Source organism: Nostoc sp. NMS4, assembly GCF_017115095.1.
Classification (GTDB): Bacteria; Cyanobacteriota; Cyanobacteriia; order Cyanobacteriales; family Nostocaceae; genus Nostoc.
The window spans coordinates 1-14,479 of the sequence record NZ_JABXKI010000208.1 but is presented as its reverse complement, the minus strand read 5'-3'; the positions used below and the strand labels follow the sequence as shown (position 1 = coordinate 14,479).

Genomic DNA, 14,479 nt, shown 5'->3' with positions numbered 1-14,479 from the left:
ACGGCGGAAATCTTGTACAGACGCGATTAATCGCATCTCTAAAAAATATCGCATCAAAGAAAGTTTTCCAAAATGTCAAAATAGGGACTAAAGCCACGTACAATTAAAATCGCTTATCCCTTAATCTAGGAGCTAATGCCATGCCAATGGCGGTTGGCGTAATTGAAACTTTAGGTTTTCCCAGTGTCTTAGCAGCCGCAGATGCAATGGTCAAAGCTGCCGCAGTCACAATTGTGTATTATGGTCAAGCAGAAAGCGCTCGCTTGTTAGTCGCCGTCCGGGGACACGTTTCGGAAGTAAATAGAGCTGTTGAAGCCGGAATCGTAGCCGGAGAGCAAGTAAAAGTTGGTACAGTAATTACCTACTACATCGTTCCTAATCCCCCGGAAAATGTGGAAACCATATTACCAATCCATTTCACTGAGGAATCAGAACCTTTCCGTATGTTCTAAGCAATTTTGCGATCAAAATCTGTAGCGAAGCTTCGTACAATTAACTTGTAGCCCCCATATCGTTTATTCATACAGGAGATTAATAATGTCATTACAGGCAGTTGGAGCACTTGAAACGAAAGGTTTTCCTGCGGTGCTAGCAGCAGCAGATGCGATGGTAAAAGCTGGTCGAGTTACCCTTGTTGGTTATATCAGAGTTGGTAGCGCTCGTTTTACAGTTAATATTCGTGGCGATGTTTCGGAAGTAAAAGCTGCTATGGCTGCCGGTGTTGAAGCCGCAGAAAATGTTTATGGCGGTACACTTGAATCTTGGGTAATTATTGCTCGTCCCCATGAAAACGTTGAAGCTGTTTTGCCAATTGGTTACACAGAACAAGTCCAAGGGTATCGAGAATCCGTAGAAAATCCCATTGTTAGATCGAATAATCGATAGATTTAACCTGCTATGGGAAAATTCAAAACAAAAAATTCCCATAAATGAATTTAAAGAGAAGTTTATTGTCGGCCTTCTGACTATCAAAACTTTAGAGGATTACAAACTTTTCTGTTTTTAGATTTTGCATAAGTTAAATTTTTAAGCAGAAGAAAAGCAACAGTCCGAGTCAATAGTCAAAACCAATATTGACTGTTGACTGTTCGTTTTTAGAAATAGAAAAGATTTAAAAATAACTTACCAATGTAAAAGGTGTAGTTGTAACTGAAGCTAGTTTAAAAAAATAAATTTGCCTATCAATCCCTAAGAGGTTGTTTGAAAAGTCTAATTTATTACTAGCCCTGGCGACTAGAAGTCGCACGCCAGTTGCTTCAAGTCGGCGGAGCCGCCCAACGCACTGGCTCGCCTACACGAGACTTTACCTGCCTCCGCAGGTTAAAAACTATTGATTTTTTCTTAGTCCACGAAGGTGGACTTTGTTTGTGTAGTAGCGAATTCTATTCGCCCAATACTTTTCTTATTTAGCCTCGTAAGTATTCAACTAGGTAAGAGATTCTAGAGAGTTGAAACTTATACGGGTGGAATAACGTCTTGAAATTGAGTTAAATTAGATTCGTTCATCGGATCTGTTACAAAATGTTAGATTTACCCGATCCATTTTGTGCAAGGTCTATCCTCAGCACTCTAAGCAGATTTCTCTTATCAACGAAAAAACATAACTTTACAAAAAGTTTAAATTAGCAAAATGCCCCAAATGCCTGATAAACATTGATTTTGGACATTCTCAAGTGAAAGTAAAACATCAATGTCGAAATTTCTGCATAATTTTAGTGAATTCAGACGTAATAAAAGTAGAATCACTGAGCTATTTTCATGAAACTCATGAAATCTGGGGCAGCTGCCAGTTAAACAATTAGGTGGGACGAATGGGGGTTGTAATGCAAACTTCAAAATTGAGTTTCGAGGAATGCAATCTCACTATGACAACGGATGTGGAAAAACTGGCTCTAGATTGGCAAAAGCGCTTGGCTGTAGAATGTCCAGACCAAAATGAAGCCGCTAGGCAAAGCATTATTCTCTGGCTATTGGGATCTGACTCAAAACGGTTCGATCTGTTTAATCCTAAAGAACTCGGTATCGCCAAGCAAGCGATGGAATATCGCTGGAGGATTTTACATCAACGCTATTTGGGGCTGGGGCGAGAACGTGCTTATCGCAACTTGATAACCCGATTGGGGAGTTTAATAACATTACGGAATAAGATTCAGACTTGGGTTTCTCTCAGCCGCGATCGCCAGCGTAGTGTAATGGATGTATTACAAGAAGTACTCCAAGAATTACTCCAAAGCGACAGTCAGATGCAACAGCAAATGATTGATATTGCCCAATATACAACCGATAGACGATTGGGAGATGCTCTGTTATTTGCCAGTGTAGAAGAATATTGTCTACGGCCAGTACGCAATCAACCCCTGTTAGCTTACCGATTTGTAAATTACTTACGTCGCACTCAACGCGGTGGTTTAACCCAAGTGCCAGGGCGTGATTTGATTCGCCTAGTGTCTGAAGAAGTTCTCACAGACGACAGTGATAATCGAGTTAACCTAGTCGATAGTCAAGCGATCGCAGAATATCAAGAAGCACAACAACTAGAGGAACAACAAGGGCTGCGCCAGTCAGTACAAAAAGAATTTGAAAATTATTTACAAGAAAATCTTGGCATCGAAGCAGTGGAATGGCTAAGACTGTATCTGCAAGGGAAGTCCCAGGAAGATATCGCCAAAAAACTAAATAAGCAGAGCAAAGAAGTCTACCGTCTGCGAGAAAAAATTAGTTACCATGCTGTACGTGTTTTTGCCCTCAAAGGTAAACCGGAACTCGTAGACAGCTGGCTTTCAATTTCCTTGCAAGAACATAATTTGGGATTAAACCAAAACCAATGGCAACAACTTGATGAAAAATTGACTCCTCTAGGGCAGCAGATCCTAAATTTGCGGAGAGCAGGTAATTCAATAGAAGCCATAGCCGAACAGTTAAAACTCAAAACCCATCAAGTGCTAGGCGAATGGACAAAAGTCTATCTTGCAGCCCAAGCTTTAAGAACCCAGGAGTAGCCTGTAATGGAAAATGGAGCATAGGGGAGCAGGGGAGGCAGGGGAGGCAGGGGAGGCAAGGGAGATGAGGAGATCAAAACTCCTAACTCCTAACTCAGCACTCAGCACTCCTAAAGCACTCCTAACGCCCAATCTTCAGTATTATCCCCAGTCCATAATCTAAAATTTATCTTTTACTTACATTTACTTAAGTATATATAATTTAAATTTTAACAATCTAACAAAGTATCTTTATTAACTACCTATTGAATTAGGGGCAAAATATAAGTAAATACCAACGAATCAAATCTATGTTGTCTTCAAAGGACGAACTAAATGATACCGCAGCAAATGGACAGCAAATGCTAACTGCTGCTCAAACTCGGTGGGAGGAAGAAGGCGATCGCGAACAAATATTCCACCTGATCGATCATCTTTTGTCCTTTGAAGCTTGCCTCTACCACCAAATTTTGCCCTTTGGATTAGAAGACAAAAACCTCTTGCTAGGTATGGTTCATCCACAAGAGAGCGAAGCCCTAGATTATGTTGGTCGGATTTTGTCTTATGTCAATTGCACAATGGAGATTGAGGCGATCGCAGCCGATGCTCACCGCAGAATATTATCAGCCTACCTCAACCATAAGAATACATCCCAGCTAGATGCCCAACAAGAGCATCAGCCAACAGTGGATTTTCCCCCAACAAATAGCCCAGCCACAATTGCTGACACACCTAGTCCCTCCCTAGATGCCGACTCGGAATCAAATCAACAACCAATATTGATGGCATTTCAGACACAAAAGCGTCAAAATTCTGGGCAGAGAGTAGACTTGCCTCCGATGCCAGAGCTAGACCAATCATCTCAAAATACGACGTTCTTCACCCCTATTTCCAGAACTCAACCGGGAGAGAATTCTGAAGCCGCACCATCAAACAGTTTACCTATTTTCCCCACACAAGCCCCCGAACTACTGAGTTCATTTGAGTTGCTAACAACACTACCACCTAAGAAATTACTAGAAGAATTACTAGCGAGAACCTTGGCTGGGGGAATTGGTCGGCTGTATTTAGAAAGACAAGCTTATGAAGGTAGAATATTGTGGAGTGACAATGGAGTTTTACAGTCTGTATTAGACAAACTGCCGCTCTCAGTTTTCCAAGGAGTACTGAATGAATTAAAGCGGTTTGCTTCCTTGCCTCTAACCACAATTGCCGAACCAAAACAGGTAGAAAAGGAATATATATATCAAAAAAACCGCTTATTATTACGCTTGCGAGTCATGCCGGGAATCTACGGCGAAGAAGCAACACTCCAAGTATTGCGGGGAGCAGCATTAAAATTCTATCAACAACAACAATTGACGCGCCTAGGCCGCGATGCTTTAGGAATTTCTCAGCAACTAAGCTTCAAGTTACATGAACTACAAGAACGACTTTTACTGAATCCTAGCCTTGATTCTCAGCAATTAGAGGCTTTAGTTGCCCTAAATCAATTAGTAAAAAATTTAGACCAACAGATCAAAATATTAACACTAGATAGCAATCTACCAACAAAGAGTAAATCATCGGTCAGTAAGTGAAAACGCTGATTTCGTTCCCATACATAATTGTTATGTTGTAATGGAATCATAGACTGATAAAGCTTAGAGATTCATCTCCAATAAATACAAATTTTGCGATCGTATTCTGAGTAAGATTACGGTTTAAACAAACTTATAGTAGTCAAGTTAGTTTCCTGTTCTTAAATCCATATTCTTACAAATATTTCATGCTAACTGAGGTTTTTAGTGAACTTTTCCCCTTAATGAGTACAGCCAATCCACAAACTTTGGAATGGCTACTCAATGTTGCAATTGAACATGAATACCCATCTGGGCGAGCCGTTGTCATGGAAGATGCCTGGGGTAACGCCGTTTACTTCGTAGTATCTGGTTGGGTCAAAGTCCGGCGTACCGTCGGGGAAGATTCAGTAGCTTTAGCAATTTTTGGTCGTGGCGATTTTTTTGGAGAAATGGCAATTTTAGATGAATCTCCACGCTCAACCGATGTCATTGCTCTTTCACCCGTGAAGTTGCTTAGTGTCTCCAGAGAGCGTTTTATTCAAATATTGTTTAAAGACCCGCAGTTACATCACCGGATGTTGCAACTGATGGTGCGGCGATTGCGACAAATTAACGTGCGCTTACAAATGCGGTCTTCACCACCAGCAGTTAAACTCGCTCATACTCTAGTGACTTTGGGTGAAAGCTATGGTCAGGAATCAGACTTAGGAAGAGAAATTTTTAACATTCCCTTTAAAGATTTAGCAGAGGTGACAGAAATCGGCGTTGAAGAAACCACCAAAATCATGCAAAAGCTGCATGAAAAAGGGTGGATAAAAATTGATAGCGCTAACAACATTACTTATCTTGTGAACTTTAAACAGTTGATGAACTTGGCTGGCAAAGTGTGATTGTTTTATCCGATACAAATTTACTTAGTTACTTGTATCATATCCACTTGATTACTTATTAAACCTCTGGAGGGGCATTGAGATTCTGACTGTTCAAGAATTTTTGGCAAACAACTAGTAGTGGCGGAAGTTTGCCTACCTTTAACCAGTTGCTCAGAGCAAATTGTTTGGTTAATTGAGATGGTAGGTGTATTTACGCTGTGCTGTACTAGCCTTTGAGGTTTTAAAATCAAGTACGGGATATCGGCTTTTGTGCCAATAAACTTGGTTCGGCAACGGGTAAACCGCGTAAGTCGGTAGGCGCGAGTTGACTAAGGCGGACATCCACAAAGTCGATATCATACTCTTGAGCTATCTGTCCGACGATGCTTGATTTGCCAATGCCAGCAGGCCCCCAGATCATCGTACTAATTTGCAAGTTTTTACGGATAAGGTTGTTTAAATATGCTTTTAGATCGGCAGGTGTGATGTATTTTTTATTTTCGATAAACGCTCAGTAGATGGAACCTAGACTTCTGTTGAGAAGTCAAGAAGTCAAGGATACGGGTATTATATTTGAGCATTTATAGGTTATGCCTGAAAACTAGATTTTCAAAATGTGGTTTTCCAGTCGGGGAATCTGCGCCATTTCCCTTACCTCTAACTTGGCCTCACTAGTGCGGATTTTTGGTGCGTTGGCGTAGCCCGTCGTAGACATCGCAAGCTGCTAAATATAACTGAAATACCCAAATTGTATGTAGTATTTATGTACTGTAAAAGTCCTATAACTTTAGTTATGGAAAAGAAATAAAGTGTAATCTTTATTTGAGAGCAAAGCCCATTAATAATTACCTCAGCACGCAAGATGACCGAAGCAACAGCAATTCGTCCCAATACCTACGTCCAAGAAACTGGGCCAACAATTCATTACCTGGTGGCAATGTCCCAACCAGAAACCCATCTGTTTGAGGTGACTTTACGCCTTGTCAATCATCCCTCGCCGATTCTCGATTTAAAATTGCCGGTCTGGACACCCGGTTCCTATCTAATTCGGGAATACGCCAAGAATTTACAGGATTTTGTTGCTCTTGCTGGGGATAAGCCTTTGCCTTGGCGCAAGATCGGTAAAAATAACTGGCAGGTAGACAAAATAGGTGTTTCAGAATTAACTGTACGTTACCGCATTTTTGCGAATGAGCTATCGGTACGAACCAATCACTTAGATACTACTCACGGTTATTTCAATGGTGCGGCGCTATTTTTTAGAATACCAGGTTGGGAAAAGCAACCTATTCGCGTCACCATCGTACCACCACACCCGGAATGGCAGGTAACTACCGCCTTACCACCGGTTGCTGAAGAAACAAATACTTTCTTGGCTGGCGATTTTGATACTCTGGTGGATACTCCGTTTGAAATTGGTAGCCACCAATTGTATAAATTTGAGGTATTGGGAAAACCCCATGAATTGGCAATTTGGGGGCAAGGTAATTATCAAGTTCAGCAGTTGATTGCTGATATCCAAAAAATTATTCAGGTAGAAGCGCAGATGTTCGGCGGTTTGCCTTATGAACGATATGTGTTTCTATTACATTTATTTAGCCAAGCTTTTGGCGGTTTAGAGCATAAAGATTCTTGCTCTTTAATTTACCAACGTTTTGGATTTCGCGCTCAAGAAAAGTACGATCGCTTTCTTCAATTAGTCGCACACGAGTTCTTTCACTTGTGGAATGTCAAGCGAATTCGCCCAAAAGCATTAGAGGTTTTTGATTACGATCAAGAAAATTACACACCATCATTGTGGTTTTGTGAAGGCACTACTAGTTACTACGACTTATTAATTCCTTTACGGGCGGGAATTTATGATGTTAAGTCGTATTTGAATAACTTGGGTAAGGAAATTACCAGATATGAAACAACACCGGGGCGCAAGGTACAACCCGTTTCCGAGTCTAGTTTTGATGCCTGGATAAAGCTCTATCGCCCGGATGCCAATAGCGGTAATTCCCAAATTTCCTACTATTTAAAAGGAGAAATGGTATCGTTATTGCTGGATTTGCTGATTCGCTCTACTCACGACAATCAGCGCTCTTTGGATGATGTGATGCTGAAAATGTGGGAGCAATTTGGGCGAGATGAAATTGGCTATACCCCGGAACAGTTACAGGAAGTTATCGAATCTGTTGCCGGAATTGATTTAACTGATTTCTTTAAACGCTACATTGATAGTACTGATGATTTGCCTTTCAATCAGTATTTAGAACCCTTTGGCTTGCAGTTGGTAGCTGAACAGCAGGAAGAACCTTACTTGGGTGTGAGAATAAATACAGAAAATGGGCGAGAGATGATTAAGTTTGTGGAGACTGGTTCACCTGCACAAGTAGGGGGAATTGATGCAGGTGATGAGTTGTTAGCAATTGATGGGATTAAGGTAACGGCAGGTGGCTTAAGCGATCGCCTCAAAGATTACCAACCAAGCGATAAAATTGAAATCGCAGTTTTCCACCAAGACGAACTGCATACCTATTCCATCACCCTGAGTTCCCCACATCCGACTCGATATCAAGTAAAACCAGTTGAGCATCCTAACTCCAAACAGCAACAAAACTTTGCTGGATGGCTTGGGGCTGCGATCGCAACTGTTTAATAATTGGGCATGGAGCGTTAGGAGTGCTGAGTTAAGAGTGCTGAGTTAAGAGTTAAAAGTTAAGAGTTAGGAGTTAGGAGTTATGTTTATCTCCTTGTCTCCCTTGTCTCCCTTGTCCCCCTCATCTCCCTGCTCCCCGCTCCCTGCTCCCTCATCCCCCAGTCCCCATTCCTAAGCCGTTCTCACCGCCCCAGAGTAAATCAAACCCCGTTGCAGATCCAGCGTTATAATCGCCCCATCTCGAATTACTTGGGTTGCTTGCTTTACGCCGACAATCACCGGTACACCGAGACGCAAGCCTATCACCGCCGCGTGACTTGTGAGACTTTCTTCTTCAGTAATAATCCCGGCAGCTTTGCGAATAGCTTCAACAAAATCGGCACTAGTGCGTGGTGCAACTAATATGTCTCCAGCATTAAAATTACTCACATCCATGCCAGTATGAGCGACCCGGGCGCGACCACTCACTGAACCTTGTCCTAATCCAATCCCGTTACCTAGTACCGCCGTCACTACCTCTACCTTAATCAAATCTGTAGAGCCAGAAATTCCCTGGAGTGTACCAGCAGTCATCACGACTAAATCTCCCTCAGACAGTAACTTAAGTTCCTGAGCCACATTAATCGCAGCTTGAAATGTCTGACCAGTGGAAGGTAATCCTAGTACCAATAGCGGTTTGACACCCCACACCATTTGTAGCTGCCGCGCCACATTTACATGGGGTGTTATTGCCAAAATTGGTGTCTGAGGACGGAACTTAGAGACATTGCGAGCTGTTGCCCCGGTTTGCGTTAGGGTCATGATGGCGGCTGCACCTAGTTGTTCGGCAATTTGACCGACAGCTTGACTAATTGCATTCGGAATGGAGCGTCGGGCATCCCTTGAAGAACGTAAGTTTAAGTGTTGAACTTCTTCTTGCTCCATGCGTTCGGCAATTCGCGCCATCGTCGCCACTGCTTCTACAGGGAAGCTACCCACTGCCGTCTCATTGGAGAGCATTACCGCATCTGTGCCGTCTAAAATCGCATTGGCCACATCCGATACTTCGGCGCGGGTGGGACGGGGATTGCTCACCATACTGTCTAACATCTGAGTAGCAGTGATGATGGGAATCCCCAAGCGATTTGCTGTCGCAATTAGCCGCTTTTGCAGGACTGGAACATCTTCTGCGGGCAATTCCACCCCTAAGTCGCCTCTGGCAACCATCACGCCATCACACAAAGCCAGAATCGCCTCCATTTGTTCAATGGCTTCATGTTTTTCAATTTTGGCAATCACTGGAACTTGCTTGCCTGTACTGGAAATTAGCTCTTTAATTTCGATCATGTCCTGGGGATTGCGGACAAAGGAAAGCGCCACCCAATCGACACCTTGATCTAGACCAAACATCAGATCCTCGCGGTCTTTGTCGGTCATTGCTTTAACTGACAGGTAAACGCCAGGAAAGTTTACGCCTTTATTGTTAGAAAGTTTACCAGGCACGGTGATGCGACAATGCAAATCACCTTTGTCGCGGTTAATCTCCTCCACCAGCATTTCGACTCGTCCATCATCGAGGAGGATTTTTGCGCCAACTGGGACTTCTTCGGCTAAATAATCGTAGGTAACACAACTAATTTCTTGTGTACCTACAACTGGGCGATTTGTCAAGGTGAAGCGATCGCCTTTTGCCAAAACTATCGAGCCATTGTCAAACTTCCCCAAGCGAATTTTTGGGCCCTGCAAGTCTTGGAGAATAGCCACGGGCTGATTTAATTCAAAAGCGGTTTGCCGAATTAAGCGAATACTACGCTGATGGTCGGCATGCGTTCCGTGGGAGAAGTTTAGCCGCAGCGTTGTGGCTCCCGCTTCAATAATCGCCTTGAGCATTTCAGGACTGCTAGTGGCGGGGCCAATAGTAGCGACAATTTTTGTCCGGCGCAGAGAATCTCTTAATTGCATAGGGGCTGAAGTTAGGGAGCTATCTGGGAAGTCATCGTAACTTAAGTGGCATCTCCTTTTCAGTCACTGCTATATCAATAAAATATAAGCAGTTAGAGAGGGTTTCTGGGAGAGTGGGGCTGTGGGATAGACTAGATATGGTACATCAATCTTGTATACATCCTCCCAAAGAAGGAGTTTCTTAAATAAACTTCTTGCCGATTGTCATACCCCACTGATCAGTAAACACTAGGCTTCGTCTGGAATCATAGCGTTATTCATCTGCTGATATGCAAAGATGTAGATAAATCTTGCTATACAAAACTTTGCAAAACTTTATTATTCACTAATATTTGTCGTATATTCGTAATGTCTGCTCAAGAAGGAGTCAATGTTAGAGATGATCGCATCGGAGGCACAAAAGCCACTGACAATCCCACCCAAGGAATTTTTAGCGCCTCCTGGTGATTTTAATCCCACACTACTGTTGTTTTCTGTAGCTGTGGCGATGCTGGTGTTATCCAACTTTGGTTATTGGCTTTGGGGATGGCCGCACTGGCTATGCTTTTGCGTTAACACGATCGCCTTGCATTGTGCTGGAACAGTAATTCATGATGCTTGTCACCAATCAGCCCATCGTAACCGGGTGATAAATGCGATGTTAGGGCATGGTAGTGCATTGATGCTAGCTTTTGCTTTTCCGGTATTTACGCGGGTGCATTTACAGCATCATGGTCATGTCAATCATCCTAAAGACGACCCAGATCATTATGTTTCTACGGGTGGGCCACTGTGGCTGATTGCAGTGCGGTTTTTATATCATGAGGTGTTTTTCTTTCAACGGCGACTGTGGCGTAAATATGAGCTTCTAGAATGGTTCATCAGCCGCTTAATTGTCGGTGTAATTGTTTATATATCTGTGCAATACCACTTTTTGGGTTATATTCTGAATTTTTGGTTTATACCGGCCTTTGTGGTGGGCATAGCACTAGGATTATTTTTTGACTATTTGCCCCATCGTCCTTTTGCGGAGCGCGATCGCTGGAAAAATGCTCGCGTCTACCCTAACCCGATTCTCAATATCTTGATTATGGGACAGAATTACCACTTAATTCATCATTTGTGGCCTTCTATTCCTTGGTATAATTACCAACCTGCGTATTATGTGATGAAACCCCTGTTAGATGAAAAAGGATGTTATCAAACTTCAGGATTGTTGCAGAAAAAGGACTTTTTTGAGTTTGTTTATGACATCTTTTTAGGAATTCGGTTTGATCATCAAAAAGAGTAGAGTTATTCCATAAAGCGATACCTACGGCGGGCTGCACCGGGAGCAAACGAATGGCTAGCACTGTGAAGTTGATAAAAGTATAAAGTATATAGTGAGCAAGACTAGCCTTCATTGTAAACTGAGTGCGATCGCTGCAAAATTTCAGATTTTTGAATGTATTCCCTGTGCTATTGCTCTGCGCCAATTCCTGATTGATCAAAACATTTCTGGTAAACAGATTAGCCTCTTTACAGGTAGTACAGAAGATCCTTTCTGCAACATTTACCATGAACGCCTCCGACAAAACATTTCTATTAATGGGCGACATGAAGCGATCGCCGTTGCAATTGATGGGCAAGAACTCATCTTTGACAACATCCACCCCGAAGGAATTTCCAGAGTAGACTGGATTAATAATCTATACTGCCCTGCCCAAGATTTAGGCGGCAATTTCCAAATCACCGAAACCGAATTTTAAGCAAGAGGGACAGATGGTTGATTTATATGACCTAATCCACAATATACGGAAACGTCCTGCTATGTATTTAGGACGAGCTTCCATATCCAACCTCCGCACTTTTCTAGCAGGTTACTGCTTTGCTCGTCGCCAGATAGGAATTCCTCAAACACAACAAGAACAGCAATTTTCCGAATTTCAAACCTGGATTCAGCAGAGATTTAATTTAACTTCCAATCAGCCTTGGGATCAGATTATTTTATTTTTTTCCCAAGATGAACACACTGCACTAGATCAGTTTTTCAAATTGTTTGATGAATTCATTCAAACAGAACATCCTAAAGAACTTCAACCCAATACAACGAATAATTTGATAATGGTTTCAGGAATCCAAGATTAAAGCAATCAGGGCAGAAGCATCGCAGAGGGTCACTGGTTTAACCTTGAAGGATCATACTTAGTTGACAAAATATCTGTAAAAGCTTCTTTTGTACGTTCAGATAAGTTTGATGGCTGAAAATTCACTTGCCCTACTCTTCCTTGCAAGGACTTGTCTAAGGTATCTGTAGATGCGTCACTTAAGGTTTCATTAGTCAGAATTATTAATTTTACTCGTCGTCCAGTCAGTTCAGAAGCACGCAGGAGAATCTCCTCCCATGTTCCTTCAAAAGTTTGATGTTCCATGATTACCCTATAGTTAGCTTTTTAGGTACAGACTAACTTCCGATCTTAGCTCTGCTTGTCTCAGAAATCTCAGCATATATTCCATTGTTTCTTTGCGGAGCGCGATCGCTGGAAAAATGCTCGCGTCTATCCTAACCCGATTCTCAATATCTTGATTATGGGACAGAATTACCACTTAATTCATCATTTGTGGCCTTCTATTCCTTGGTATAATTACCAACCTGCGTATTATGTGATGAAACCCCTGTTAGATGAAAAAGGATGTTATCAAACTTCAGGATTGTTGCAGAAAAAGGACTTTTTTGAGTTTGTTTATGACATCTTTTTAGGAATTCGGTTTGATCATCAAAAAGAATAGAGTTGTTGTATGATGAAGCTCGCTTAAAAAATCTCCGATTTCAACAACCACACCCGGAGCGATTGTTGCTAGGACACTACGAACACTGGGTATCAATGGAAGTAAATCAGGTAGGCGATTACTAGACGCTACCAGAACAACGACCGCAACTCCAGCCTGTTGCAAGTTTTGCTGATATCGTAAGTTTTGGTCTGTTGTGAGGAGAATCGTGAAACTCCCCTGGATCATCAGTTGCAACAGTTCACCATTCTTTTTGCCTGACCATCCCATTTCCACAACTGTGCGTACCTCATAATCACTGAGTTCACGCCTTAAGGGTCGTGGAACACACTCATCAAGCAGAATTCGCATAGGCGGTCAGCATTTCCTTTGCTAATTCTAAAGCGGCGATCGCTTGCTCACGGCTGACACTGGGAAAGTGATCTAAAAACTCATCCAGTGAGTCACCCGCTTCCAGATAATCGAGTAAGGTTTTTATCGGCACACGAGTATCAACAAAAACAGGGGTTCCCCCCAATATATCGGGGTCGCTATGAATAACACGCGATGTGGATGTCATATAGTTAGTATGCGTGCGACAGACTACGTTTTGATCCAGGGCTATTTCATTCTCATCTAGTCCGCCTCAGAATGAATTCTGAGTCTAATAGCGAAAGTCGTCTAAAGACGACTAAGACTCATGTTATAGTCCGTTTTAACGGACTTTAGCTAATAGCCCTGAACTTCAGTTCTGGGCGGTTTCCGTCTAGAATGAAATAGCCCTGCGTTTTGATCCTAACTCTCATCGTCTCGGAAATCTCAGCATATATTCCATTAATCACGCCATTTTGCATACAGGTAGTTATTCAGAATATTTTCGTCTTTGCTCAGTAATATATTATTATTTAATAAAGCATTCGCCGTAATAATCCGATCAAAAGGATCGCGAGTCCAAGTAATAGTTAAGCTAGTACTGATAATATCATTAAAGTTTTGATTACATATTTTTAAACCAATTTCCTCGGACAGGTTAGGAATAATCACATCCGGTTTATCTTTAAGACGTTTTATTTCATATAAATACTGTAATTCTAATCTCACAATTGGCGAAATATAAACGTCATTATCATTAATTAATGTTTTAGCAATATCAGTTAATTTATCCGTCAAGCCAGCATAGAGCCATGCTACTACATGAGTGTCAAGATAAATCAATATTAATCTCCTGTTCCCAACTGATATTAACTAAATCATCTGGATTTCCTTGAATAGCATCAGATTTCAATGTTAAGTTTTTAAGTTTATCTTTTTTTTCTATAGGAACAATTTTTAATAACTTACCATTTTTGTTAATTTCTAGTGGAATACCTGTTTCTAGCACCTCATCTAGTAGACGCTCAATATTATTACTTAATTCCGTTAGTGTAACCTTTTTCATTGCTTTTCTTAAAGATTTACATTCACATTGTTTGATGAGCTTAGATATGATAGCAAAAATTTTTCCCTTACCCTAAAGATTGTTATGGAATGTAGCAACAATGCCTCAAATTCTCTAGTTCTGTGGATGTTTGCGATCGTCTCCGACGGGGCGTAGCCCATCGCCATCTTGTCACGGTGCATTATAAAAACCTTTGCGATCGCCTCATCGTTGTTCTAGGCTACAGGAAGCAAGCTACGCTGCGGTAGATAACCCATACATAATTAAAGTTCTATTTCGTTCGGTGGTATCAGTTCCTCTCGATATGATTCAAAGAT

Annotated in this window: 16 protein-coding genes and 1 pseudogene; 10 read left to right on the top strand and 7 right to left on the bottom strand. The window is 41.8% G+C overall.

Annotated features, from left to right (window positions below):
* The first annotated feature begins 140 nt into the window (after window positions 1-140).
* From HWQ37_RS17895 to HWQ37_RS17875, 5 genes are all read left to right on the top strand, one after another.
* Window positions 141-452 (top strand): BMC domain-containing protein, encoded by a 312-nt coding sequence (locus HWQ37_RS17895; protein ID WP_118167459.1) that lies wholly within the window; start codon window positions 141-143, stop codon window positions 450-452.
* 85 nt (window positions 453-537) lie between these two features.
* Entirely contained in the window at window positions 538-885 is a 348-nt protein-coding gene (locus HWQ37_RS17890; RefSeq protein WP_292721114.1) for a carbon dioxide-concentrating mechanism protein CcmK, read from the top strand.
* 926 nt (window positions 886-1,811) lie between these two features.
* Window positions 1,812-2,999: a HetZ-related protein 2 gene (locus HWQ37_RS17885; protein WP_292749258.1), complete on the top strand. Its 1,188-nt coding sequence runs from the start codon at window positions 1,812-1,814 to the stop codon at window positions 2,997-2,999.
* A 290-nt stretch (window positions 3,000-3,289) separates the two neighbouring features.
* Window positions 3,290-4,558: a pilus assembly protein PilB gene (locus HWQ37_RS17880; RefSeq protein WP_292749256.1), complete on the top strand. Its 1,269-nt coding sequence runs from the start codon at window positions 3,290-3,292 to the stop codon at window positions 4,556-4,558.
* A 188-nt stretch (window positions 4,559-4,746) separates the two neighbouring features.
* Window positions 4,747-5,430, top strand: coding sequence for a Crp/Fnr family transcriptional regulator (locus HWQ37_RS17875; RefSeq protein WP_292749255.1), 684 nt, complete (start codon window positions 4,747-4,749; stop codon window positions 5,428-5,430).
* 229 nt (window positions 5,431-5,659) lie between these two features.
* Here the strand turns inward: HWQ37_RS17875 and HWQ37_RS17870 are convergent, their stop codons facing one another.
* Complete coding sequence (locus HWQ37_RS17870) at window positions 5,660-5,833, bottom strand: AAA family ATPase (RefSeq protein ID WP_292749253.1); 174 nt, start codon at window positions 5,831-5,833, stop codon at window positions 5,660-5,662.
* Between the two features lie 441 nt (window positions 5,834-6,274).
* Here HWQ37_RS17870 and HWQ37_RS17865 point away from each other — a divergent pair, with 441 nt between their 5' ends.
* Window positions 6,275-8,056, top strand: coding sequence for a M61 family metallopeptidase (locus HWQ37_RS17865; protein WP_292749251.1), 1,782 nt, complete (start codon window positions 6,275-6,277; stop codon window positions 8,054-8,056).
* A 171-nt stretch (window positions 8,057-8,227) separates the two neighbouring features.
* Here the strand turns inward: HWQ37_RS17865 and pyk are convergent, their stop codons facing one another.
* Window positions 8,228-9,997 carry a pyruvate kinase gene (gene pyk, locus HWQ37_RS17860; RefSeq protein ID WP_292749249.1) on the bottom strand — a complete coding sequence of 590 codons (1,770 nt, stop codon included), beginning with the start codon at window positions 9,995-9,997 and terminating at the stop codon, window positions 8,228-8,230.
* 379 nt (window positions 9,998-10,376) lie between these two features.
* Here pyk and crtR point away from each other — a divergent pair, with 379 nt between their 5' ends.
* From crtR to HWQ37_RS17845, 3 genes are all read left to right on the top strand, one after another.
* Window positions 10,377-11,267, top strand: a complete 891-nt coding sequence (crtR, locus tag HWQ37_RS17855) for a beta-carotene hydroxylase (protein ID WP_292749261.1) — start codon at window positions 10,377-10,379, stop codon at window positions 11,265-11,267.
* A gap of 91 nt (window positions 11,268-11,358) precedes the next feature.
* Window positions 11,359-11,724: a papain fold toxin domain-containing protein gene (locus HWQ37_RS17850; RefSeq protein ID WP_292749247.1), complete on the top strand. Its 366-nt coding sequence runs from the start codon at window positions 11,359-11,361 to the stop codon at window positions 11,722-11,724.
* Window positions 11,725-11,737: 13 nt separating this feature from the next.
* A complete protein-coding gene (locus tag HWQ37_RS17845) occupies window positions 11,738-12,103 on the top strand; it encodes a hypothetical protein (protein WP_292749245.1) in 366 nt (121 codons plus the stop codon).
* 29 nt (window positions 12,104-12,132) lie between these two features.
* Here HWQ37_RS17845 and HWQ37_RS17840 read toward each other — a convergent pair whose 3' ends face one another.
* Window positions 12,133-12,387 (bottom strand): hypothetical protein, encoded by a 255-nt coding sequence (locus tag HWQ37_RS17840; protein WP_292749243.1) that lies wholly within the window; start codon window positions 12,385-12,387, stop codon window positions 12,133-12,135.
* An 82-nt stretch (window positions 12,388-12,469) separates the two neighbouring features.
* On the opposite strand from HWQ37_RS17840, the pseudogene HWQ37_RS17835 reads away from it, so the two are divergent.
* A pseudogene (locus HWQ37_RS17835) lies at window positions 12,470-12,745 on the top strand (fatty acid desaturase); the annotation flags it as partial.
* Here HWQ37_RS17835 and HWQ37_RS17830 read toward each other — a convergent pair.
* The 4 genes from HWQ37_RS17830 to HWQ37_RS17815 all read right to left on the bottom strand — a co-directional run bounded on the left by HWQ37_RS17830 (window position 12,713) and on the right by HWQ37_RS17815 (window position 14,162).
* Window positions 12,713-13,096, bottom strand: a complete 384-nt coding sequence (locus HWQ37_RS17830; protein WP_292749241.1) for a hypothetical protein — start codon at window positions 13,094-13,096, stop codon at window positions 12,713-12,715. The pseudogene HWQ37_RS17835 and the gene HWQ37_RS17830 overlap by 33 nt on opposite strands.
* Window positions 13,080-13,304: a DUF433 domain-containing protein gene (locus HWQ37_RS17825; protein ID WP_292749239.1), complete on the bottom strand. Its 225-nt coding sequence runs from the start codon at window positions 13,302-13,304 to the stop codon at window positions 13,080-13,082. The genes HWQ37_RS17830 and HWQ37_RS17825 overlap by 17 nt, the downstream gene beginning before the upstream one ends.
* 254 nt (window positions 13,305-13,558) lie before the next feature.
* The gene (locus tag HWQ37_RS17820; protein ID WP_114082853.1) at window positions 13,559-13,939 is read right to left on the bottom strand and encodes a type II toxin-antitoxin system VapC family toxin; all 381 of its coding nucleotides are present in this window, start codon (window positions 13,937-13,939) and stop codon (window positions 13,559-13,561) included.
* The gene (locus tag HWQ37_RS17815; RefSeq protein ID WP_292749236.1) at window positions 13,926-14,162 is read right to left on the bottom strand and encodes a type II toxin-antitoxin system Phd/YefM family antitoxin; all 237 of its coding nucleotides are present in this window, start codon (window positions 14,160-14,162) and stop codon (window positions 13,926-13,928) included. Before HWQ37_RS17815 ends, HWQ37_RS17820 begins: the two co-directional genes overlap by 14 nt.
* Window positions 14,163-14,479 lie beyond the last annotated feature (317 nt).